Origin of the sequence: Kyrpidia spormannii (assembly GCF_002804065.1) — a bacterium.
GTDB lineage: Bacteria > Bacillota > Bacilli > Kyrpidiales > Kyrpidiaceae > Kyrpidia > Kyrpidia spormannii.
Genome location: NZ_CP024955.1, coordinates 927,351 through 950,112, shown reverse-complemented (window position 1 = coordinate 950,112; position 22,762 = coordinate 927,351). Strand labels below are relative to the sequence as shown.

At 58.8% G+C, this 22,762-nt stretch carries 19 protein-coding genes, 2 tRNA genes and 2 riboswitches; of the genes, 1 reads left to right on the top strand and 20 read right to left on the bottom strand.

Going from position 1 to position 22,762, the window contains the following annotated elements; all coding sequences use genetic code 11:
* Positions 1 to 80 precede the first annotated feature (80 nt).
* From lonB to metX, 14 genes are all read right to left on the bottom strand, one after another.
* On the bottom strand, positions 81 to 1,769 hold the full coding sequence (gene lonB, locus CVV65_RS04685) for an ATP-dependent protease LonB (RefSeq protein WP_100667154.1): 1,689 nt from the start codon (positions 1,767 to 1,769) through the stop codon (positions 81 to 83).
* 112 nt (positions 1,770 to 1,881) lie between these two features.
* Positions 1,882 to 3,147 carry an ATP-dependent protease ATP-binding subunit ClpX gene (gene clpX, locus CVV65_RS04680; RefSeq protein WP_013074699.1) on the bottom strand — a complete coding sequence of 422 codons (1,266 nt, stop codon included), beginning with the start codon at positions 3,145 to 3,147 and terminating at the stop codon, positions 1,882 to 1,884.
* A gap of 12 nt (positions 3,148 to 3,159) precedes the next feature.
* Positions 3,160 to 3,750, bottom strand: coding sequence for an ATP-dependent Clp endopeptidase proteolytic subunit ClpP (gene clpP / locus CVV65_RS04675; protein WP_100667153.1), 591 nt, complete (start codon positions 3,748 to 3,750; stop codon positions 3,160 to 3,162).
* A gap of 91 nt (positions 3,751 to 3,841) precedes the next feature.
* Positions 3,842 to 5,131, bottom strand: coding sequence for a trigger factor (gene tig / locus CVV65_RS04670; RefSeq protein WP_100669184.1), 1,290 nt, complete (start codon positions 5,129 to 5,131; stop codon positions 3,842 to 3,844).
* A gap of 216 nt (positions 5,132 to 5,347) precedes the next feature.
* Positions 5,348 to 5,424: transfer RNA gene (locus tag CVV65_RS04665), tRNA-Arg, on the bottom strand.
* Between the two features lie 5 nt (positions 5,425 to 5,429).
* A tRNA-Gly gene (locus CVV65_RS04660) sits at positions 5,430 to 5,503 on the bottom strand.
* 133 nt (positions 5,504 to 5,636) lie between these two features.
* Entirely contained in the window at positions 5,637 to 6,260 is a 624-nt protein-coding gene (rdgB, locus tag CVV65_RS04655; protein WP_100667152.1) for an RdgB/HAM1 family non-canonical purine NTP pyrophosphatase, read from the bottom strand.
* Between the two features lie 69 nt (positions 6,261 to 6,329).
* Positions 6,330 to 7,322, bottom strand: a complete 993-nt coding sequence (locus CVV65_RS04650) for a GerMN domain-containing protein (RefSeq protein ID WP_232059816.1) — start codon at positions 7,320 to 7,322, stop codon at positions 6,330 to 6,332.
* A 140-nt stretch (positions 7,323 to 7,462) separates the two neighbouring features.
* Positions 7,463 to 7,906, bottom strand: a complete 444-nt coding sequence (locus CVV65_RS04645) for a MarR family winged helix-turn-helix transcriptional regulator (protein ID WP_100667150.1) — start codon at positions 7,904 to 7,906, stop codon at positions 7,463 to 7,465.
* Between the two features lie 75 nt (positions 7,907 to 7,981).
* Positions 7,982 to 8,209 carry a helix-turn-helix domain-containing protein gene (locus CVV65_RS04640; protein WP_013074693.1) on the bottom strand — a complete coding sequence of 76 codons (228 nt, stop codon included), beginning with the start codon at positions 8,207 to 8,209 and terminating at the stop codon, positions 7,982 to 7,984.
* 307 nt (positions 8,210 to 8,516) lie between these two features.
* The gene (gene sdhB / locus CVV65_RS04635; RefSeq protein WP_100667149.1) at positions 8,517 to 9,266 is read right to left on the bottom strand and encodes a succinate dehydrogenase iron-sulfur subunit; all 750 of its coding nucleotides are present in this window, start codon (positions 9,264 to 9,266) and stop codon (positions 8,517 to 8,519) included.
* Positions 9,263 to 11,023 carry a succinate dehydrogenase flavoprotein subunit gene (sdhA, locus tag CVV65_RS04630; RefSeq protein WP_100667148.1) on the bottom strand — a complete coding sequence of 587 codons (1,761 nt, stop codon included), beginning with the start codon at positions 11,021 to 11,023 and terminating at the stop codon, positions 9,263 to 9,265. Before sdhA ends, sdhB begins: the two co-directional genes overlap by 4 nt.
* A gap of 13 nt (positions 11,024 to 11,036) precedes the next feature.
* The gene (locus CVV65_RS04625) at positions 11,037 to 11,651 is read right to left on the bottom strand and encodes a succinate dehydrogenase cytochrome b558 subunit (protein ID WP_100667147.1); all 615 of its coding nucleotides are present in this window, start codon (positions 11,649 to 11,651) and stop codon (positions 11,037 to 11,039) included.
* 336 nt (positions 11,652 to 11,987) lie between these two features.
* Positions 11,988 to 13,139 (bottom strand): homoserine O-acetyltransferase MetX, encoded by a 1,152-nt coding sequence (gene metX, locus CVV65_RS04620; protein WP_232796712.1) that lies wholly within the window; start codon positions 13,137 to 13,139, stop codon positions 11,988 to 11,990.
* A gap of 50 nt (positions 13,140 to 13,189) precedes the next feature.
* Positions 13,190 to 13,300, bottom strand: a riboswitch (SAM riboswitch).
* Between the two features lie 215 nt (positions 13,301 to 13,515).
* Between metX and CVV65_RS04615 the strand changes: the two genes are divergently transcribed.
* Positions 13,516 to 13,851, top strand: coding sequence for a DUF190 domain-containing protein (locus CVV65_RS04615; RefSeq protein ID WP_100667145.1), 336 nt, complete (start codon positions 13,516 to 13,518; stop codon positions 13,849 to 13,851).
* 16 nt (positions 13,852 to 13,867) lie between these two features.
* Here CVV65_RS04615 and CVV65_RS04610 read toward each other — a convergent pair whose 3' ends face one another.
* From CVV65_RS04610 to CVV65_RS04585, 6 genes are all read right to left on the bottom strand, one after another.
* Positions 13,868 to 15,115, bottom strand: coding sequence for an aspartate kinase (locus CVV65_RS04610; protein WP_100667144.1), 1,248 nt, complete (start codon positions 15,113 to 15,115; stop codon positions 13,868 to 13,870).
* A 127-nt stretch (positions 15,116 to 15,242) separates the two neighbouring features.
* A riboswitch (Lysine riboswitch) is annotated at positions 15,243 to 15,424 on the bottom strand.
* A 180-nt stretch (positions 15,425 to 15,604) separates the two neighbouring features.
* Positions 15,605 to 16,234, bottom strand: a complete 630-nt coding sequence (locus CVV65_RS04605; protein ID WP_100667143.1) for an acetate uptake transporter — start codon at positions 16,232 to 16,234, stop codon at positions 15,605 to 15,607.
* An 80-nt stretch (positions 16,235 to 16,314) separates the two neighbouring features.
* Positions 16,315 to 18,267 carry an acetate--CoA ligase gene (acs, locus tag CVV65_RS04600; protein WP_100667142.1) on the bottom strand — a complete coding sequence of 651 codons (1,953 nt, stop codon included), beginning with the start codon at positions 18,265 to 18,267 and terminating at the stop codon, positions 16,315 to 16,317.
* Positions 18,268 to 18,504: 237 nt separating this feature from the next.
* Positions 18,505 to 19,374: a LytR/AlgR family response regulator transcription factor gene (locus CVV65_RS04595; RefSeq protein ID WP_100667141.1), complete on the bottom strand. Its 870-nt coding sequence runs from the start codon at positions 19,372 to 19,374 to the stop codon at positions 18,505 to 18,507.
* Positions 19,375 to 19,380: 6 nt separating this feature from the next.
* Positions 19,381 to 21,198: a histidine kinase gene (locus tag CVV65_RS04590; protein ID WP_100667140.1), complete on the bottom strand. Its 1,818-nt coding sequence runs from the start codon at positions 21,196 to 21,198 to the stop codon at positions 19,381 to 19,383.
* A complete protein-coding gene (locus CVV65_RS04585) occupies positions 21,189 to 22,739 on the bottom strand; it encodes a solute symporter family protein (RefSeq protein WP_100667139.1) in 1,551 nt (516 codons plus the stop codon). The genes CVV65_RS04590 and CVV65_RS04585 overlap by 10 nt, the downstream gene beginning before the upstream one ends.
* Positions 22,740 to 22,762 lie beyond the last annotated feature (23 nt).

The following is a 22,762-nucleotide window of genomic DNA, read 5'->3' as shown; positions in this document are numbered from 1 at the left end:
CCTGCTTCGCTGCCGCCCAGGCGGCCGATTCGGGGTGCAGCACTCCTATTCTAAAGGAATGTAGACGCCGTGTAAAACGCCTATAAAGACGCATCCGCCTCCAGCCCCGAGCCGGCAGCCGCCACCGCCGGAGCCGGAAGATCCGGGACGGTTGGTAAAGGCGTCCCCTTGAGATAAACCAACGCTTCCCCAAAGTCCCGCACGGGGATGATTTCAAGCTCCGGGTCACAAGACCACCGCTCCGACCAATTGTCATCGGGAATGAGGACTCTTCGGGCTCCTGCCTTCCGAGCCGCCTCGATCTTCGCCGGCACCCCGCCCACCGCTTTGACCGAACCGGACAACGAAATCTCACCCGTTACCGCCAAAAAGCCGTCCACAGGAATCTCCCGGATCGCCGAATACATGGCCATGGCTATCGCCAACCCGGCCGAAGGACCATCTGCCGGCACCCCGCCGGGAATGTTGATGTGAACGCTCCAATCGTCCAGGGCAATCCCGAACCTCCGCAGAACCGTTTCGGCGTTCTCTACCGAACCCTGGGCGGCAGAGCGCCGTTTCATCCGTAGGGCCCCATGGCTCACCTCTTCCTCATCGATGACCCCGGTCACTCGGATCTGGCCAGCACCCGGCCGATATAGGGCACTGGCCTCGATCGGCAACACGCGCCCGACGTTGGGTCCATAAACCGCTAGTCCGTGCACCAATCCCACCGTGGGCCGGCCGGCCACCCGGTGATGCGGCTGTGGAGAATAGCCTGCCACTTGCACGACCCATTCGACGTCCTCGGGTTCGACGCGGTCCCTCCCCTCATTCTGCACCGCCCCTGCTGCGATTTGAACCAGGTTGACCGCGTCCCGGCCATTCCCGGCGTACCCGGCCACCGCCTGAACCGCCTCAGGGGGGATTTCAACCCCGATGCGGCGGGCCGCCCGCTCGGCGATTTGGGCCAATTCATCGGGATATAAAGGGCGAAAATAAATCTCCACGCATCGGGAGCGCAGGGCCGGCGGGAGTTCGTGAGCCGGGCGGGTGGTGGCCCCGATCAAGCGGAAGTCGGCGGGCAGGCCGTTTTGGAACAGATCGTGGATATGGGGCGGAATTGCGGAATCCCCAGGGCGATAATACGCGCTCTCCAGGAGAACCCGGCGATCCTCCAACACTTTGAGCAACTTGTTCATCTGGATGGGGTGTAGCTCCCCGATCTCGTCGATAAACAGAATGCCCCCGTGGGCCCGGGTCACAGCGCCCGGTTTCGGTTGTGGGATGCCCGCGGCCCCCATCGCCCCGGCGCCTTGATAAATCGGGTCGTGCACCGATCCGATCAGCGGGTCGGCGATTCCCCGCTCGTCAAAACGAACAGTGGTGGCATCCACCTCGATGAAGGGGGCCTCCGGCCCGAAAGGAGACTTGGGGTTCTCCTTGGCCTCCTCCAACACTAGGCGGGCAGCAGCAGTTTTACCCACCCCGGGCGGGCCGTAGAGGATCACATGCTGGGGGTGGGGGCCACATAAGGCCGCCCGCAAAGCTTTAATCCCTTCCGATTGGCCAACGATGTCCTCAAACCGTTGAGGGCGCACCCTTTCATTGAGAGGTTCGGTCAACGAAGTCTCCCGTTTACGCGCCCATTCGTCCAAGTCCCGACGGGAGTCCCGGACAGAGAATGGGCCAAAGGTGCGCCCCCCGGATTGGCTTTTCATGACATTCCAGATATAAAACCCGGCCAGCACCAGAAAAACCACTTCCGTCGCCAGCAGCAAAGCGCCCACCGCCGCCCCCTCCCTCGCGGAAAGTCTGGCACTAGTATGCCGCGCTCCCACAAAAACAAACGGAGGGGATTCCTCCCCTCCGCCCAGGTACGGTCTGGCTTCACGACTGATTTTACGCCGTTTCTTCTTTCTTTTTCTTCTTACGCCCGTCGGCCTTTACCAGAATTGGAGATTCCTTCAGCAAGACCGTCTCTTTGGTGACCACACATTTGGTGATGTCGTCCCTGGAGGGGATCTCATACATCACGTCCAGCATGATACCCTCGATAATCGCCCGCAGTCCCCGGGCACCGGTGTTTCTCTTAATCGCCTCCCGGGCGATCTCCGTCAGCGCCTCGTCCGTAAACTCCAACTGGACATCATCCAACTCCAGTAACCGTTGATATTGTTTAACCAACGCATTTTTCGGCTCCAGGAGTATCCGCTTCAGTGCCGTCTCATCCAGGGCAGCCAAGGTGGTGATCACCGGGAGGCGCCCGACAAACTCCGGGATCAGGCCATATTTTAACAAGTCCTCGGGAAGGACCTTCGACAGGACTTCATCCCGGCTCAGGTCGGTCCCTCGGGCTTCTTCACTGCCAAACCCGATGACCTTGCGGCCGAGGCGGCGCTTGATGATCTGTTCAAGTCCATCAAAGGCCCCGCCACAAATGAACAAAATATTGCTGGTGTCGATCTGGATGAATTCCTGATGGGGGTGTTTACGCCCACCCTGAGGCGGAACACTCGCCACTGTCCCCTCGAGGATCTTCAACAGGGCTTGCTGGACACCTTCCCCCGACACGTCCCGGGTGATGGAAGGATTCTCCGATTTCCGGGCGATCTTATCGATCTCGTCGATATAAATGATCCCTTTCTCGGCCTTTTCCACGTCGTAATCCGCCGCTTGGATCAACTTGAGAAGAATGTTCTCGACGTCTTCCCCGACGTATCCGGCCTCGGTGAGAGAGGTCGCGTCCGCGATGGCAAAAGGAACGTTGAGAATCCGTGCCAAGGTCTGGGCGAGCAGCGTTTTCCCGCTTCCGGTAGGCCCTATGAGCAAGATATTGCTTTTGGACAGCTCGACGTCATCCGGTTTACCCTGGGCGTTGATCCGCTTGTAATGGTTGTAAACGGCCACGGCCAGGGACTTCTTGGCATGATCCTGGCCAATGACGTATTGGTCGAGGATGGCGCGGATCTCCGTGGGTTTCGGGACATCGGTGAGTTCAAACTCTTCTTCTTCCCCGAGTTCTTCCTCTACGATCTCATTGCACAACTCGATGCACTCGTCGCAAATGTAGACTCCCGGGCCGGCCACCAACTTGCGGACCTGGTCCTGGGTTTTGCCGCAAAAGGAACACTTGAGCTGCCCCTTATCATCGCTGAATTTAAACATCGGCTCACCCCTCTACTTCAGGTCGACGGGCGAGATCACCTCATCGATCAGCCCATACGCCTTGGCTTCCTCGGCGTCCATAAAATTGTCTCGATCCGTATCCCGCTCGATCTTCTCCAAGGGCTGCCCAGTGCGCTCAGACAGAATGCGGTTGATCTTGTCCTTTGTCCTCAGAATCCAGTCGGCGTGAATCTTGATGTCCGCCGCCTGGCCCCGCACGCCGCCCAACGGCTGGTGAATCATGATCTCACTGTTCGGGAGGGCGAAACGCTTCCCCTTGGTCCCCGCGGCCAAGAGAAACGCTCCCATGCTCGCCGCCATACCGATGCACACCGTCGAAACATCGGGCTTAATATATTGCATTGTATCATAAATCGCCATTCCGGCAGTAATGGATCCCCCCGGGCTGTTGATATACAAACGAATATCCTTCTTGTCGTCTTCCGCAGCCAAAAACAGGAGTTGCGCCACCACGAGATTGGCGACGATGTCGTCGATCTCCGTCCCCAAAAAAATGATCCTGTCTTTTAGCAAACGGGAGTAAATATCGTAAGCTCTCTCCCCGCGGCTGCTCTGCTCGATCACCATCGGTACCAGACTCATGGGGACCCCCCTCCATGTGGAAAACGAGGCACCCTCGACGAGGGTACCCGCAAATGAATATCACCTCAGGCTCTTTCTATTGTACACCATGTTACGCCGATGTACTATTGGCCACGAGAAAGTCCACCGTCTTTCGGATCGCCAAATCCTGGCGAAGAGAATCAAGCTGGGACGGGGTCAGCAACTCTTTGAGCCGCGCTACATCCATCCGCATGGATTCCGCCGCTTTCTCCAACTCCGCCTCAACCTCTTCCTCCGTGGGTTCAATACCCTCCTGCTTCTGCACCGCTTCCAGCACGAGACTTGTCCGAACCCGCAGCTCCGCATCCGGACGCATCTGTTCCTTTACTTTCTCCTTGGACGAACCCGTCACCTCAAAATACATCTCCGTGGAAATCCCCTGGCGCTGTAGCCGATCGGCGAAATCGTGGTACAGATGCTCCAGTTCGTGCTCGACCATCACACTGGGGACCTCCACCACCGCCCCTTCGACCACCTTGTCCACCACCTGATTCTCGAGGTAGGTCCTGTGGTCTTGTTCCGCCCTCTGTTCGAGTTTATTCTTGAGATCGGCACGCAATTCCTCCAAGGTTTCAAACTCACTGATATCCTTCGCGAACTCATCGTCCAGCTCCGGCAGCCTCTTGCGTTTAATGTCGTGCAGATGGACCTTAAACAGGGCCTCTTTACCCCGAAGGCCCTCAACATGATAATCATCGGGAAACGTAACCCGGATCTCCCGATCCTCTCCCTGGGCCATGCCGATGAGTTGTTCTTCGAACCCTTGTACAAAAGTGCCAGATCCGATTTCTAATTGGTAATCTTCGCCCTGGCCGCCCTCCAGAGGCTCACCATCGACAAAACCCTCAAAATCGATCATGACGAGATCCTCGTTTTGGACCGTCCCGCCTTCGCCCACAACCTCGATCTGGGCGTGTTGACGGCGCAGGTTCTCCAGTTCCTTATCCACATCCTCCTCGGTAACCGGAAATTCCTTATCTTCCACCGTCACGCCCTTGTAGGTCCCCAATTCTACCTCGGGCTTGACGGTCACCTTCGCCTTAAAAATAAACGGCTTTCCTTTTTCGAGTTGGACGACGTCGATCTCCGGCTGGGACACGGGCTCAATCTGGGCTTCTTCCACCGCCTTGGCATACGCTTCGGGAAGCAGCAAGTCCAAAGCGTCGTTGTAAAGCGCCTCTACACCGAACCGGGCTTCAAAAACAGCCCGGGGAACCCGGCCTTTTCGAAAACCAGGTAAATTTACTTTTTTTACCACTTTTTTGAACGCCTGGTCCAGCGCTTGGGCTAGCGCCCCGGGGTCAACTTCGACTTCCAGGATGCCGAGATTCTTCTCGGTTTTCTCCCATTTCGTGATCATGAACACATGTTCCTCCTTGCCGCCTGTTCACAGTAATCGCCGGCCACGTCATAGTCACTATATCACGGCAACTAAACGGGCGCAATCACAGGAAGACCTAAGTTGCCGCTGGCCGGCCGGACAAAAAAAGACTCCTCCCGGAGTCCTCAAAGCACAGAAACCGCCGGAGCCGGCACCTCGACACCTCTTGGTCCCACCCGGACGAGACCTGATCGTTGGCGTCCCAGGAGGGATTCGAACCCCCGACACATGGCTTAGAAGGCCATTGCTCTATCCAGCTGAGCTACTGGGACAACGGTGGAGCGGGTGATGGGAATCGAACCCACGTAACCAGCTTGGAAGGCTGGGGCTCTACCATTGAGCTACACCCGCACTCTCTCCGGGGCGGCGCCCTTCCAGCAGAGACGTCCCCCCATTCGCCACAAAGCGTATTATACGAACCCCACCCTACCCCCGTCAAGAGCAACCGCGTGCGGTTCTCTCCCCGGGACCAGAAGCGCCCCTGTTAAACCGACGACGCTCCCGGGGTTCCTCCCCCTGGACTGGACAATGCCTGGACAAGGGCTTCCAGGGCCCTTTTGCGATGGCTCACTCGATTTTTCGCCTCGGGCGGAGCTTCACCGAAGGTTTGTTGAAGCTCCGGGCTCCAAAACAAAGGATCGTAACCGAATCCTGCACTCCCCCTGGGCTGCGCCAAGATCCATCCCCGAGTCTCCCCGTGGAAGGTGTGAGTCTCCCCCGATGGCTCGACCCAAGCCAGGCAACAAACGAATCGGGCAGCCCAAGGGGGCGGCGCAGGGCAGCGCTCCAGTTCCGCCAAAAGCAGTCGGTTGTTCTCCTCGTCTGTAGCCCCGGATCCCGCGAACCGGGCCGAAAAAACCCCCGGCCGTCCCCCGAGGGCTTCCACCTCCAGTCCCGAGTCGTCCGCCAGTGCCGGCAGCCCGAGGCGCTCCGCGGCATCCCGGGCTTTGATCAGCGCATTCTCACAAAAAGTCGCCCCGGTTTCCGGGGGCGGCACATACTCGGGGAATGCATTCAGCGGGAATATGTCCCAGCCCAAAGGGCGGAGCATCTCCGTGAACTCCCGGACCTTGCCTTTGTTGTGCGTCGCCAAAACGACGGTATACACGGCGGTTCTTCCCTTTCCTTTCCTTTCGCCTCTTAAGGCATCATTATATCATGGAGCCCCGCCCTTTCACTACAACTGCGACGTATTGACAAATCGCGGCGCCGACACCGGTTTGGCAAGATCGAGACCCTTCACCACCGGCGTCTCCCCTTTGACCGTGAGTTTCACTTGGGACACATGAACACTTTGTGCTAGAGACAGCACCACAGCGGCCACCGATTGATCTGGTTTTTGGTCATTCCAGAAAGAGCGGTCGAAATCCACGGTGGCGAGATTGCCATCCAGGCTCGTGTGCAACACTTTCGCCCGCGTGGTCACCGGCGAACTCAATCCCTGGATTCCCGGGTCTGTCAACTGAGCCATCGTATCTTTCACCACATCGGTGGAGGAACCCACCGGAAGAATTTTGGTCACCGGCACCAAGTACGTATGATCTCCCGACCCCCCGCTGTAGTACAAGGTCAGCTTCTCCGTATTGGAGGGGTTGATGTTGCCAGCCACATTAAGATTGATACCCATCGCCCGCCCCAGGGGCTGCCCGATCGGGGTTCCCGCGACAGGCATCGTTTGAAGCTGCCGACCGTTCACGAGAATCTGCACTTGCTGGATCGTGGGAAACTCCGTCAACGCCCACACCACGCTATCCACGATTTGCCGTTCTTGTTGGGGCGTCTGATAATGGAGGACCTCTTTCGAAAAATCGACTTTGGCCAACCCGTTCCGAATGTCCATCCCCAAAACCTTCGTCCCCGGTGGCAGGGATCCCTTTAATCCCCACTTGGCCGCCGTGGCGTCCCCCGGACCGCCCTGAACCATGTACTGGAGAGTCTCCGTAGCAATTCCGGTCACCTTCGGAATCGAATCGGCAATGGGCACCACATAACCCTGCGGGTTCACATAATACATCGTGGCCTGGACCGTTTCACCCACCTGATCTCCCTGAGGCGCGCTCGGCGCCGGGCCTCCTGGAGGCTGATCGACGGGCCCGGAAACAGGGCTGCCAAATCCACAGCCGACAGCGATCATCCCTACCGCTGCCACGATCAACCATCGCCACCGCATCCCCTTCACCGGCCTTCCCTCCTGTCCGTCACGTGCTCATCCCTATATATACGAGCATGACGGGCTGGTATGCCGGTTCCGGGAAGAGGTAAGGGTGAAAAACGCAAAGTAAAAGGCTCCCCACGGGGAACCTCTGCCGATTACTGAATATGGGCGATCAAATCTTTGAGCGCATCGGCCAAAATCGGAACTTTGCCGGGCTCCATACGCGCCAACACACCCCGGAGATAGTCCCGACGCGCTTCCAGCACCTGTTCAATCATCGCCAGCCCCCGATCCAAGACCCGGAGCCGCACCACCCGTCGATCGATCGGATCCCGAAGCCTCTCCACCAAGCCATGCCGCTCCAACCGATCCACCAAATCGGTCGTCGTGCTGTACGCGAGAAACATCTTACTGCTCAATTCGCCCATGGTGAGCACGCCATGATCGCGGATCAACATCAGGGCTTCGAATTGAGGAGGTGTGATCTGAAAATTCACATGGATTTCCCGACCCTTCTGACGGACAATGCGGCTGATAAAGCGAAGCTCTTGCTCAATCTCGCTGACCAAATCCTGTCCGGGAACCCACCGCTGTTCCATAGAGGGCCTCCCATTCGCGTTTGCCCCCATTCTAATGTTCCTTACACCGAAACGTCAACGTAGGACCCGGGTTTGTCAAATTTTCAATTCTCCCATGCGGACCAACTCCACCACCGCCTGGGATCTTCCTTTGACATTCAATTTTTTCATGACGTTTGAAATGTGATTGCGCACAGTTTTCTCGCTAATATACAGTTGCTCGGCGATCTCCCTTGTAGTTTTATCTTGAACGAGAAGTTCGAACACCTCGCGTTCCCGAGCGGTCAAGAGTGATTTGCCTCGAACGTCTCCCACCGCTGTCACGGTTGATCCCTCCTTGTACGCGGCGTCAATGACAAGGGCAAGGGATACAGTCAACGTATCCTATGACCGCGCAGCAAGGATGGCAACTCGTCCATCCAGACATCCGCGCCCGCCACAAACCTCCCCGAATCGGGCGGGATGAATTGAGAGACTTCGGGCGCATGATCTTTCCGGGCCACCATATGCACGGGGTTGGGCGAATGAGCCAGTCCACCCCGTGGCCATCGACCGGGTACCCCTTTCCGCGAACAGAAAAAGACCCGGCTCCGACTCTGCCGGGGCCGGGTTGGATTCGAAATGCCCTCGATTACTTCTTCAACCAACTTCCGACGGCATAGCTGTTGACTTCCCGATTCACGGCCGCGATCGACGTGGTCAACGGGATCCCTTTCGGACAGACCTGGACACAGTTCTGGGCGTTGCCGCATTCGTGAATACCGCCCTCGCCCATCATCGCCTCCAGTCGTTCCTCCCGGTGCATTTTCCCAGTTGGATGGGTGTTGAACAGCCGCACTTGACTGATGGCAAAGGGACCCATGAACGAGGTTTTTTCGTTCACGTTCGGACATGCTTCGACGCAACAGCCACAGGTGAAGCATTTAGACAACTCGTAAGCCCATTGCCGCTCCCGCTCAGGCATCCTGGGGCCGGGGCCCAGGTCATAAGTGCCGTCGATGGGAATCCAAGCTTTGATCTTTTTCAGAGCTTCAAACATGCGGCTTCGGTCGACCACCAAGTCTCGCACCACAGGGAAGGTGCGCATCGGCTGCAGACGGATCGGCTGCTCCAATTGGTCAACAAGGGCCGTACAGGCCTGGCGGGGTTTGCCGTTGATCACCATCGAACAGGCGCCGCACACCTCTTCCAGGCAATTGGATTCCCATACCACCGGGGATACCGGCTCCCCCTTGGCGTTGACGGGATTCCGCTGAATTTCCATTAGACAGGCGATGACGTTCATATTGGGCCGATAAGGAACCTCAAACTCCTCGTCATAGGGCTTACTGTCCGGGGTATCCTGCCGCTGTATGATGAGGCGGATCGTTTTCTCGCTCACGCCTTGGTCTCCTCCTTCTCCACGTCGTACTTCCGCGGCCTGGGCTTGATCAAGGATACATCCACCGGCTCGTATTCGAATACCGGGCCATCGGGCGTATACTTTGCCTTCGTGGTTTTAAGCCAGTTTTCGTCATCCCGGTTGGGAAACTCCGGTTTATAATGAGCCCCCCGGCTCTCGTTGCGGTTCAGGGCCCCCAGGGTGATCACCCGGGCCAGCTGCAACATGTTCCACAACTGACGGGTAAAAGGCGCCATCATGTTTTCCCACCGGGATTTGTCCGCAACACCGATGCGGTGCCACCGCTCCATCAGCTCTTGAATCTTTTCGTCCGTCTTTTTCAAACGGTCATTGTAGCGGACAATGGTCACATTGTCGGTCATCCACTGACCGAGTTCCCGATGCAGTTTGTAGGGATTCTCCGGCCCTTCCATGCGGAGAATCGACTCAAACCGTTCCTCTTGCTTTTTCCTTTCCGTCTCAAACAAACCGTCCGGCAGGTCATCGGCCGATTTTTTCACGCCCCGGATCCACTCCACCGCTTTGGGGCCCGCCACCATGCCGCCGTAGATACAGGACAAGAGAGAATTGGCCCCCAGGCGGTTCGCGCCGTGGTACTGGTACTCCGCTTCGCCAGCGGCAAAAAGACCGGGGATATTGGTCATCTGGTCATAATCCACCCACAAACCACCCATAGAATAGTGAACCGCCGGGAAAATCCGCATCGGAACCTTCCGGGGATCCTCCCCTACGAATTTTTCATAGATCTCCAGGATCCCACCCAGTTTCACGTTGAGGACATCCGCCGGGATGTGGGATACATCGAGATAGACCATATTTTCCCCGTTGATCCCGAGCCCCAGGTCCACACACACGTGAAAGATCTCCCGGGTGGCGATATCCCGGGGTACGAGATTGCCGTAGGCCGGGTATTTTTCTTCGAGAAAATACCACGGTTTCCCGTCCTTGTAAGTCCACACCCGGCCGCCTTCGCCCCGGGCCGACTCGGACATTAGGCGCAGCTTGTCGTCCCCCGGAATCGCCGTGGGATGCACCTGCACAAACTCCCCGTTTGCAAAATACACGCCTTGCTGGTACAGCGCCGATCCCGCAGAACCCGTATTGATGATCGAATTGGTGCTCTTGCCGAAGATCAGCCCAAGCCCCCCGGTCGCCATCACCACGGCGTCGCTGCGAAAAGCGTGGATCTCCATGGAGCGCAAATCCTGGGCTATGATCCCCCGACATACGCCCTCATCGTCGATGACCGCCTGGAGAAATTCCCAGCCCTCATACTTCTGCACCAAGCCCGCCGCTTCGAAGCGCCGCACCTGTTCGTCCAAAGCGTAAAGCAGTTGCTGGCCCGTGGTGGCTCCCGCAAAAGCCGTGCGGTGATGTTTCGTTCCGCCAAACCGCCGGAAGTCGAGCAACCCTTCCGGTGTTCGATTGAACATGACCCCCATCCGGTCCATGAGGTAAATAATCCCGGGGGCCGCCTCGCACATCTTCAAGACCGGAGGCTGATTGGCGAGAAAATCGCCTCCATAAACCGTGTCGTCAAAATGTTCCCAGGGGGAGTCGCCCTCGCCTTTGGTGTTCACCGCCCCGTTGATGCCTCCCTGGGCGCACACCGAATGGGAACGCTTGACGGGGACCAGGGAAAACAAGTCCACCGGCACGCCCGCTTCCGCCACTTTAATCGTGGTCATAAGACCGGCCAAGCCGCCGCCGACGACGATCACTTTCTGCTGACCCATGCCCGATTCCTCCTCACGCCGCCCCGTGGGTGAATGCGACTAGTGCGCTGATGCCGACATAGCTCAAAACGAGGAAAAAGACTCCGAACACGTAAGCGAAAACCCGTTGGGAACGCGGCCCCACCGTGATGCCCCAGTGAATGCAAAACGACCACAAGCCATTACTGAGGTGAAATACCGCGGCGACCACACCGATCACCATGAACCAGAAGGCCACTGGATTGGCGACAATGCGATGGACGAGGTCAAAGCTGGGGGCATTCCCGCTGAACCGCGTTGTCCAGAGGTGGAAAACAATAAAAATGAAGGTGATCACTCCGGTTACGCGCTGGAGGACGAACATCCAATTCCGAAACCAGCCGTAGCGTCCCACGTTGTACCCGGAGGTAAAGGCCACATACAATCCGTACACCCCGTGGTACAAGAGGGGGATAAAAATGAAGACAAACTCAATCAACGTCAGAAACGGGAGATTCTGAATAAAGGCGACAGCGTCGTTAAACGCCTGGGGGCCGTTAATGGCGCTGGCATTTGTGAACAAATGCTCAATCAGGAAGAGACCCACCGGCACCACACCCGCCAAGGTATGTAGCCTCCGAAAAATAAACTCCCTCTTGTCCTGTGACACCGCAAATCGTTCCTCCTTCTGTTGGCCTCAAAACAGCATAAAAGGAAGGCAATCCTAGGTGATTGCCCGCTCACCCCGAACCCATATCGATAGCATGCCCGAAACGTCGTCGCCGCGGCTCAACGTACAAAGAAATTTTAAAGTTTCCCGGTGGGCATGTCAAGGAAACGAGGCCGTCCACGAAGGCGAACAGGAGGAGATCATGTGTGGATACAGGTCAGGGAATTCACGTATTTCATATTGTGTTGCAGATACAACACCCCAGCACGAGACGTTGTACAGAAACGGAAGCCCCCGGATGGGGACGGAGGCGCCCGGTCGGGACGTGCACCTGGGTCACCCCTCCGGGGCATATACCGATCGTGCCGCCGGGTTCAGGAACTCGCTGAGGGCCGCAGACATCTGTTGAAATTCCACTAAAAATGCGTCGTGACCGTACACCGAGCGAATCTCGCGATACTCCACCCTTTTACCGGTCGCCGCAAGTCCTTCGGCGATTTCGATCTGTTCCGCAGCGGGATACAACATATCCGAATCGATCCCGATGCAGAGAAATTCCGCCTCCGTCCGGGCATAGGCGGCGGCCACCCCGCCCCGGCCCCGGCCGATATCATGTAAGTCCATAGCCTTGATCAAGTACAGGTACGAATTGGCGTCAAACCGCCGCACCAGTTTTTCACCTTGGTATCGAAGATAACTTTCCACTTGAAATCTCGCCTCAAAATCCACCGGTCCGTCCTCTTCTTCCCGCCCTACCACGCTCCGGCCAAACCGGGCGTTATACAACTGGGGCCCGCGATAGGTGATCATGCCCACCATCCGGGCGAGGGCCAAACCCGCCGCAGGTTTTTCCCCATTATAGTAATCCCCGCCGTTCCACGCCGGGTCATTCATGATCGCCAAGCGCATGACGTCGTTGTACGCAATCGCCATGGCAGACAGTCGAGCACTGGTGGCGATGGGAATACACCGCTCAACCCGGTCGGGGTAGGTCACCGCCCATTCCAAGGCCTGCATCCCGCCCATGGAACCCCCGATCACCGCGTAGAGATGAGTGATGCCAAGCTTCTCCAGCCACAACCTCTGGGCTTCCACCATGTCCCGGATGGTAATGGGAGGGAATCGCAGCCCCCACGGGCGCCCATCCGGACCCGGGGACGCCGGCCCCGTCGACCCCGCACACCCCCCGAGCACATTCGAACAGACGATATAAAAACGATTCGTGTCCAGGACTCGTCCCGGACCGATCAGCCCGTCCCACCATCCGGGCTGCCCGTCCAAATTCCCGGCGTGCGCGTCTCCGGTCAGAGCGTGACACACCAGGATCGTTCGATCCCGGGCGTTCTCCGGGTCTCCATAAGCTTCGTAGGCGATGTCCACCTCGTCCAGGACCCGCCCGCTGTCCAGGGTTACGGGTCCGACTTTTACCACACCTTTGACCCCGAAGGCATGACCCATCGCCCTCACTCCCTTCCTGACACGCCACAACTGAAAAGCCCCCTCTGCGAGAAGAGGGGGCTTGCAAGGGCAGTGTCCACCTCTTATCTCTCAGGATCCACCCAGGTCCTGCAGGAATTGGCACCTCTCCGCCTTCTGGCGGTGGTTGCCGGGTTTCATCGGGCCAGTCCCTCCACCACTCTCGATAAGAGTTCTCCGAACGATTCAATTGTTGTTTGTAAGCTTTGAGGTTGAGTGTACCACGGGTCAAAATCGCCTGTCAACCTGGCGGAGAAGCACCGGAGAAAATCTCCCGTAACCAAGCGATCCGCTGACAGCCCTGGGCGCCAGCCGTCAATGTCCAGCCTTGGCCGACATACATTACCATCGACATCTGCGCCCCGCGGGGCAGCTGGAGGGACCCGCCATGTGGGATGCCGAATCCCGCCTCCGGCTTCGGATCTACTGCACGGAACGCGACCGGATTCACGGTCGTCCGACGGCCCGGGTATTGATGGAGTTGGCCCGTTCCACAGGCCTGGCAGGCGCGACGCTATACCGTGCCTTGGAAGGATTCGGCCGTAGCGGCGTGCAGAGGAGCTGGCGTTATTTTGAAACCGAATCGGCTTTGCCGCTCATTGTTGAATTCGTGGATGAGGAATCGGTGATCCGGCGCTATCTGAACACCTTAGACCACCTGTCCTTTCAGGGGTTTTTGACCATCGAGCGCGTGGAGCAAATCACCTGGAGCGGCCCTCGCTAACGAGGGCCGCATCGACTTATGCTTTGACCGGATTGACCTTCTCTTCAGCTGAGGCGGACAATTCGAAGGCCTGGTGCAACACTTGTACCGCTCGTTTGACATCCCTGGCGTCGACGACACAAGACACTTTGATCTCCGAGGTGCTGACCATCCGGATGGACAGCCCCGCTTCAATCAGCGCGTCGAACATCCGGGCCGCCACGCCGGGGTTGCTAATCATGCCTGCGCCGACGATGGAGATCTTTGCCAATTCTTCTTCCGCCACAATCTCTCCAGCTCCCAGCTCCACCCGCAGATCTTCCAATACCCGAAGGGTCACAGGAAGGTCGTCCCGACAGACAGTAAAAGAAATATCATGGACATCATTATGCACGATGCTCTGAACGATAATGTCCACGTTCACGTTTTCCTCCGCCAGGGCGTGAAAAACTCTACCTAGACTATCCCGCCGATTGGGGACCCCCACCAGCGACACCTTGGCGACGTTGAGATCATGAGCAATGCCCCGGACCACCTGTCCTTGTTCCACGTTCGCATCCTCCTTCACCCATGTCCCGGGTCCGTCATGAAAACTGGAGCGCACCACCAAAGGCACCCGATACAATTTGGCATATTCCACTGCCCGGGGGTGCAGCACCACCGCGCCGAGGTTCGCCAACTCCAGCATCTCGTCATAGGAGATTTCCGGGATCTTGGCGGCTTCCTTGACAATACGGGGATCTGTCGTGTACACGCCGTCCACGTCCGTGTAGATCTCACAGACATCCGCCTTCAAAGCGGCCGCCAGGGCCACGGCGGTGGTGTCCGAGCCGCCCCGGCCCAAGGTGGCGATCTCCCCATCGTCGGTCACGCCCTGAAAACCTGCCACCACAGCAACATGGCCGTCGCGAAGCAGGGCGTCGACACGATCGGGCCTCACCTCCAAGATCCGAGCCTTCCCGAATACCTGCTCTACCCGGAACCCGGCCTGGCCTCCGGTCAAAGACGTCGCCGGTACGCCGAGCCCTTGGAGAGCCATGGTCAACACGGCGATGGACACCTGCTCCCCGGTGCTCAGGAGCATGTCCAACTCCCGGGCTGGCGGCCGCTCATTCACCTGCTTGGCCAGGGCGATGAGATCATCGGTGGTATCGCCCATCGCCGAGACCACCACCGCCACCTGATGACCTTCGGCCCTGGTTTTCGCAACCCTTTGCGCCACCTTTACCATGCGCTCCGCCGTCGCCACGGAACTGCCCCCGAACTTCATCACGATTCGCGCCACATTTCTCTCCTCCTCGCCGCGTGCGCCGGCCCCGCCGGCGGCCGGCGGCGGAACAGACACAAAAAAACAGCCGTAGACAGGCCCGATCTACCGCTGTTCATACTCACACGGAATCGCAACCTCTCTCCCACGCAGTAGCACTCCACAAGGGAACCCCTTGTGACAGTCCCGGACCTTTTCGATCCGGGCCCAGCGCCGGCGCCTTGAGGGCCGCCGCCGACGCTTCGGCGAAATCCCCTTTCCCGGGCGGATCGTCGGCCCCTTCGCCTCCCCGCCGGTACTCTTGGACCTCGCGCCTCTACCCCCGTTCGGGCATCGAGAGTGCGTCATTGAGTTCGCCACAAAGTATATCATAGATTCCCGGATTGTGTATAGGCTTGAAAAGGCGGGCCCGGGTCCCGCCAAACCGGTCCCCAGACCCGCCCGATTCTCCCGGGCGATCGTCGATTCATCTCCCCTTTACCCCATGGGCGGCCGGGCGGCAGCCCGTCAGGCGCTGGCCGCAGGGGAACCCGGGGAAACCTGCCGCCCCTGAGGTTTTGCCCCCACCGACAAAACCGTCCGGCCGAAGGTGCTGTTGATGACTCCCGCTGCGGAGGTGTACCAGGCCACCACCGCCGTCAGAATCCCCAGCCATCCGCCGACATGGGTTGCCCCCACAGGACCGAAAGCGCCGACGGTCAGCAGGACAAAGGTGAGGAACAAGAGCGTAAACACGGTGATGAGCGCCTTGTTGGTTCGAAAAGACCCGATCCACATATAAAACGTGAAAATCGTCCAGGCGAGAAGGAAAAGTCCCAATGCGACACCTGCGTCGACCTTAAAATCCAGCACCCCTTTTAACTGTAGGTAGACAAAGGTCCCCAGGGACATCCAAAAAGCCCCGTAGGAAGAAAAGGCTGTCGCGCCAAACGTGTTGCCCGTCCGAAACTCCCACATGCCGGCCAACAATTGCGCCAGTCCCCCATAAAACAACGCCAAGGGGAGAAACGTCCCGAGTACCGCTTCCGGGAATAGCCCGGCATTGATGGAACTGAGCACAAAAGTGGTCAGGGCAAAAGCCGCCAGCCCCAGCGGCCCCGGGTCCGAAATCCCCGTGATCTTCACTTCGCTCGCCATAGCATCATACCCCCTCTGTCATCTGTGACCAGCCGCGATCTCACCGGTCGCGGCGGTGTCCCCACTGTGGCTTGAATATCTTACTCTTCTTTTTCTGCGTAGCGCGCTTTCAAGTCTTCCATGACCCCGGGATCCGCCAAGGTTGTGGTGTCCCCCAATACGCGGCCCTCGGCCACATCCCGAAGAAGGCGCCGCATGATCTTGCCACTGCGGGTTTTCGGCAACTCCGGTGCGAACACGATCTCCTCGGGCCGGGCCAGTGCCCCGATCTTTTCGACGACATGTTGTTTCAGCTCATCGACCAAGGCGGGATCGGATTCTACCCCTTCTTTCAACGTTACAAAGGCGGTAATGGCCTGCCCCTTGATCTCATGAGCCCTTCCGATCACCGCCGCCTCGGCCACTGCGGGATGATCCACTAGGGCGCTTTCCGCCTCCATGGTCCCAATTCGGTGCCCGGATACGTTGATCACATCATCCATTCGACCGAGAACCCAGACATATCCATCTTCGTCCTTGTGGGCGCCGTCCCCGGACAAGTAAATACCGTCGAATTTCCCAAAATAGGTGTTTCGGAACCGCTCGTCATCTCCCCAGATCGTGCGCAGCATGGAGGGCCATGGCCGTTTGAGTACCAGATAACCTCCCCGGCCCGGCTCCACCGGGTTCCCGTCTTCGTCCACCACATCCGCCTCAAAACCCGGCAAGGGCAATGTGGCGGAACCTGGCTTCGTCGCCGTCAGCCCCGGCAGGGGAGCGATGACAGCGCAACCCGTCTCAGTCTGCCACCAGGTGTCGACGATGGGGCAACGCCCGGCCCCGATGTATTCGTGGTACCACATCCAAGCTTCGGGGTTGATGGGCTCTCCCACCGTCCCGAGCAAACGGAGAGAGGACAAGTTTCGGCGTTTGGGATACTCTGGACCCCATTTCATGAAGGTCCGGATGGACGTCGGGGCCGTGTAGAAGATCGTGACGCCGTATTTTTCCACAATCGCCCAAAAGCGATCCCGATCTGGATAATCTGGAGCTCCCTCGTACATCACCACCGTGGCTCCAGCCGAGAGGGGACCGTACACCACGTAGGTGTGTCCCGTGACCCACCCGACATCGGCCGTGCAGAAAAAGATGTCCTCGTCCTTGAGGTCAAACACGCTTCTCATCGACGTGTTTGCGCCCACCAGGTACCCACCGGTGCTGTGCACAATGCCTTTGGGTTTCCCCGTCGTCCCAGACGTGTACAGGAGATAAAGAATGTCTTCGGCGCCCATGGTCTCGGCCGGGAACGGAGTCGTCGGCGATTTGGCCATCTCCTCCGCCCAGTCCTTGTCACGATCCGGCGCAAAGGCCGCTCCGGACGCCTCGCCCACCCGTTTGACCACCAACACCGTTTCCACGGGTGTCCCCTTGACCGCTTCATCGGCATTCGCTTTGAGAGGTACCACCCGGCCCCGGCGCCAACCGCCGTCCGCCGTGATCAAGATCTTGGACTCGGCGTCCATGATACGGTCCTTCAGACTTTGGGACGAAAAGCCCCCGAATACCACCGAATGAATCGCTCCGATCTTGGCGCAGGCCAACATGGCAATGGGCAACTCCGGAATCATCGGCAGGTAGATGGTCACCCGATCGCCCCGCCGAACGCCCAGGCGGGTCAGCATGTGGGCCGCCCGATCCACCTCCCGGCCCAGCATTTCGTACGTATACACCTTGGAGTCGCCGGGTTCCCCTTCCCACAAGATGGCGGCCTTGTTCTTGCGCGGGCCCAACCGATGCCGATCCACCGCGTTGTACGCCGCATTGAGCTGACCATCCGAGAACCACCGGGCGTGGGGCGGATCCCATTCCAAAACTTTGGTGAACGGGGTCACCCAATCCAAGTGACGGGCTTGTTCCGCCCAGTATCCCTCCGGATCCTGCCGGGCCCGGTCATACACGGTCGGATCCCGGAAGTTCGCCTGATTGCGGAACTCTTCCGACGGTTCAAACCGGCGTGTTTCTTTGAGCAGGCTATCGAACTCCTCTTGCTGCACCCTCCCCAGACCTCCTTCGTTGGTCCATCTTTCCCCCACCCTGATGTCACGGCACCGACCCCGGGGTGTGCGGGATTCCGCAACCGCTTGGGCATGCGGAATCTCCGCACAAGTGCGGTATAGGGGAACTAGTTTAATTTTAGCGTAAGATTCGGGACATTGGCGTACTTTTTGCGCGAAATGCACACCCGGGAGCCTAAAATGCCGCCGGGCTGGCCCGAATGTGGCGAAATCGTGTCAACTGGAACGTCTGCCGCCGAGTCGTTCGAACAACTCCTTTACGGCATTTCGGCTGACGGGAATCTTGGTGCGGGCCCGATCGTTGAGGACCACTGTATACGCACCGTTGAACCAAGGTTCAATGGCGGATACGTATTCCAGATTCACCAGATAGCTGCGGTGGGTCCGGAAAAAATTGAGTCCCGCCAATCGCTCTTCCAGTTCCGCCAGGGTCCATTTCGCACTCACCGTGAGCGAATCCGTATGAATTTCCACGGCTCGACCGTTGCGAACCGCATATTGAACCGCCCCCGGGTGCAGAACGACCGTTTTTTCTCCATCATCGACCAAAAGTTTGGGACGACGGAACCCTCCGCCTCCCGGAACCGCGGTGGTGAGTAGACCCATGGCTGCCCCCTCCCCACCCCGCTCTTGACCGGCCGTATCCCCACCTGCCCGGACAATCCCCGGGACCGTCCCCATGCCGACCGCATGGCCACCCCCATCCCGGCCCCGGGACGCAAGGCGCCGGCGGATCCGTTCCAAGGTCTCGCCCAGGCGTTCTTCATCATAAGGTTTGAGCAGATAATCCACGGCATCTAGCCCAAAAGCTTCTACCGCATACTGTTCATAAGCGGTGACAAACACCACCTGGGGGGCTCGACCTTTCCAAGACCCGTTCCGCCACCGACGGGCCGCCTCAATGCCAGACAAAGAGGGCATATGAATATCCAAAAACACCACATCGGGGTGGTATTGGTCCACTAGCTCCAGAAGTTCCGACCCATTCTCGGCACCCGGACACAAAGTTACGTCCGGGTGGCAGGACAACAAGTAGGTCAACTCCTCCCTGGCTACCCGTTCGTCCTCCGCCACCATCACCTTCATGCTGCCTCACCCTCTCGCTTCGAGTATCTGATCCGCCGAAGATTCCGCCGATGACGGCCTCCCTTCTCCCGCCTCTGCCCCGTTCCCTTGCGCGATCCGGGGTAATCGAAACCGAACTCGAAGCCCTCCTTCAAGAGCCTGGTCAAACTGAAGGGCCGCCCCGGGGCCTAACAATCCGATCAAACGTTGGTTCACATTGTACAGCCCGCCCCCCGTCCCGTCTTCCCGCTCAATGGGCATCACCCCCAACCGGGGAAGAAGAACGGGATCGACGCCGGTGCCGTTGTCCTGAACTTCAATGACAAGGTCCCCACCTTCCGCACGCACAAAAACACCCACCCTTCCCCGGACAGCCCTTGATCGAACCCCGTGTTTCACCGCATTTTCCACCAGGGGCTGTAACGTCAACGGAGGGATCTGCACCCCGTCCACCAGCGATTCGTCCACGTCGAGAAACACGGTCAATTGGTCGGCGAACCGAGCTTTGACGATTTCTAAATAAGCCCGGAGGTGTTGCAGTTCCTGGGCGAGGGGAATCAGCGGATACCGTGCGGCCCTCAAGTTCATGCGGACAAAATTCCCCAATTGCACGACGATATGCCGGGCAAGGGGAGGGTTGACGCGGATGAGCCCACCGATCAGATTCAGGGTGTTGAACAGAAAATGGGGTTCGATTTGAGCCTGCAAGTGGCGCAATTGCGACTGGCGAAGCAATTCTCGCATCTCCTCGGCAAAAATGGCATCCAGTTGATGAGAAATGAGCCGACCCAACCCCTCCGCCAGGGCGATGTCCGCCGCCCTTAGCTGCTGGGGATGCCGGAACATCAGATTCACCAGGCCGATCGTTTCCCCAGATCGGCGAAGGGGCACCATAATCGCCGCCGCCAAGGGACAAGAGGGCTGGGAACACCCGAGGGCCGCTCGGTTCGGAGCCACCTGAATCGTCCCGGTCCGGAGGGCCGCCGAGCCGGCTTCGGTGCGAATGCCCGTGCCCGGTCCGTGGTGGTCCCGTCCCAATCCCTCATGGGCCAGCACCTTCTCCCGGTCGGTCAGAGAGACCGCCGCCACGTCGAGCTCATGAAGCAAAAACCGGGCAATGACCTCGGCGGTGTCATAACTCAGGCCCCGCCGAAGTTGTGGAAGGGTCTGCTCCGCCACACGAAGAGCTTTCTCCGTCTGAAGAGCTGCCCCCTGCTCATACTCGTGCACCGCCACTCGGACAATCGCCGTAAACACCCCGATGGCCACGCTGTTGGTCAGGGTGAGGGGCAAACCCACATCGCTGACCAGCTGGATGGTCTCGGGGCCCGGCCGCCAAATCAACAACAGCGCCATGTGAAGAACGGGAAAAAACATGCCGATAAAGAATGCCTTTTCCGGGGCGATGACCCGTTCATCGGAGAAAAACCTCGCCGTCATTCCTGATAATACCCCGGCCAAAGGATACAACATCACGTCTGCCCCGTGTGCCCATCCGCCGATTTGGGCGACAAAGAGCGCAACCAACAACCCAGACAGACCGCCGACCCGAATGCCACCCAGAAGTCCTGCGATCACCACCGCCACGAGCCCCGGCCCCAAGAGTTCCTGGTCCGGGCCCAGGTGCCAGATCCACCCGTGTTCCGTTACCCTGCCGCCATGGAGGAGAATGCCGCCCTCCACCCCTGCCACCGCAAGGACTGCGAACAACAGGGCATGGGCCGTGTAGCCGAAGGGACTCCAGCGCCGTTCCAATAGCCTGCGAAATGCTGGCGTACGGCTCACGAGAAACCCTGCCACCAAAAGCAGGCTGGTTCGTGACAACAATGAGAAGGTCAGGCCCACGACCCCTCACCCCCCGACGCAGTGCCTGTCGTTTCCCCTTGCCGCACGTGCCCGCGGAGAACTTCAAAACGCGTGGGGTCCGGCCGATCGCCCCCGACCCACGTTCCAATGACAGCGGCCAAAAAGCCGATGGGGATGGCCACAATCCCGGGTTCATCCAAGTGAATCTTTTCTAAAAACGGTAGCGTGACAGGAAGAAACCCTGCCGGGCTGAAAAACACCAAAGTCAAGGAAGCCACGAGCCCCGCCACGACTCCAATCATGGCGCCCCGTTCCGTAAACCGCCGCCAGAACAATGTAAAGAACAGAAGCGGGAGGTTCGTCGCCGCGGCAACGACAAAAACCAAGGACACCGGGGTTGCCACGTTGACCCGGCCCATGCCCAGGGAGATCGCCACCGCACCGAGACCCAGGACGAGCGCCGCAAACTTCGCCACCCGCAATTGTTCCCGATCTGAGGATCGACCGCCCCGGTACAGCTTATGATAGAGATCGTGAGAGACCGCCGTGGTGGCAGCCAGGAGAAGCCCCGTCACCACGGCAAGAATGGTGGCAAAGGCCACGGCCGACAGAAACGCCGTGAAAAAGTCTCCCCCCACTGCTTGGGCCACCGCTAACGCCGTAAAATTCCCCGTGGGATCGAGTCCTCGGATCGCCGCTCCGCCCACGAGGGCCAAAGCGCCAAGTCCGAGTACCACCGTCAATACATAAAACGCGCCGATCACCGAGGTCGCGGTCCATAGGGTGGCCCTCACCGCAGACTCGTTCGGCACCGTAAAAAATCGCATCAGGATGTGAGGGAGCCCCGCCGTTCCGAGAAAAAGGGACAAGAACAGAGACACTTCGTTGAGGGGATTTTCCAGCAGGTTCCCTGGGGCGAACAATCCACTCCCCCACGGACTGTGCTCCTTAGCCGCGGCGACCAGCCGACCAAAGTCCCAATGAAACGACGATAACACCATCAAGGCGACCAAAAAGGTGCCCGTCACCAGCAGCCCAGCCTTGATGATTTGAACCCATGAGGTGGACACCATGCCCCCGAAAATCACATACATCGTCATCAATATACCCGTAGCCGCCACGGCAACGGGATAAGGCACATCCAGCAACAAATGCATCAGCCAACCCGCCGCAACCAACTGCGGAACCAGATACAGGGTTGAGATCAGGACCGTATCCACCGCCACCAACCCCCGCATTCGCCGGGACGGAAATCGGGCACACACCACGTCCGCCAGGGTATAGCGACCCAGCCGCCGCACCGGTTCCGCCACCGCGAACAACAGGGCGTATGAACTCCAAAATCCCGCCGCATAAAGGAGACCGTCGAATCCGTGCAAGGCGATGGCCCCGGTCACGCCCAAAAAAGACGCGGCGCTCATAAAATCGCCAGCCATGGCCAGCCCGTTCTGCACTCCTCCTAAACTCCCGGAAAATCGATAGAATTGGGGGAGGGTCCGCCCCCTCTGGGCGGCCCAGTAGCTAATCAACAAGGTACCCGCCAGAACCGCGATAAAAAACACAATATACACAGGCTTCATCTGCCGGCGGCCCCCCAGATGGT

Coding starts and splice junctions, on each gene's coding strand:
- CVV65_RS04615 (WP_100667145.1), top strand. CDS start 13,516: ATGTGGGATGCCGAATCCCGCCTCCGGCTTCGGATCTACTGCACGGAA.
- clpX (WP_013074699.1), bottom strand. CDS start 3,147: ATGTTTAAATTCAGCGATGATAAGGGGCAGCTCAAGTGTTCCTTTTGC.
- CVV65_RS04595 (WP_100667141.1), bottom strand. CDS start 19,374: ATGAAGGTGATGGTGGCGGAGGACGAACGGGTAGCCAGGGAGGAGTTG.
- CVV65_RS04645 (WP_100667150.1), bottom strand. CDS start 7,906: ATGGAACAGCGGTGGGTTCCCGGACAGGATTTGGTCAGCGAGATTGAG.
- tig (WP_100669184.1), bottom strand. CDS start 5,131: ATGATCACGAAATGGGAGAAAACCGAGAAGAATCTCGGCATCCTGGAA.
- sdhA (WP_100667148.1), bottom strand. CDS start 11,023: ATGGGTCAGCAGAAAGTGATCGTCGTCGGCGGCGGCTTGGCCGGTCTT.
- CVV65_RS04605 (WP_100667143.1), bottom strand. CDS start 16,234: ATGGCGAGCGAAGTGAAGATCACGGGGATTTCGGACCCGGGGCCGCTG.
- CVV65_RS04650 (WP_232059816.1), bottom strand. CDS start 7,322: ATGCGGTGGCGATGGTTGATCGTGGCAGCGGTAGGGATGATCGCTGTC.
- CVV65_RS04585 (WP_100667139.1), bottom strand. CDS start 22,739: ATGAAGCCTGTGTATATTGTGTTTTTTATCGCGGTTCTGGCGGGTACC.
- clpP (WP_100667153.1), bottom strand. CDS start 3,750: ATGAGTCTGGTACCGATGGTGATCGAGCAGAGCAGCCGCGGGGAGAGA.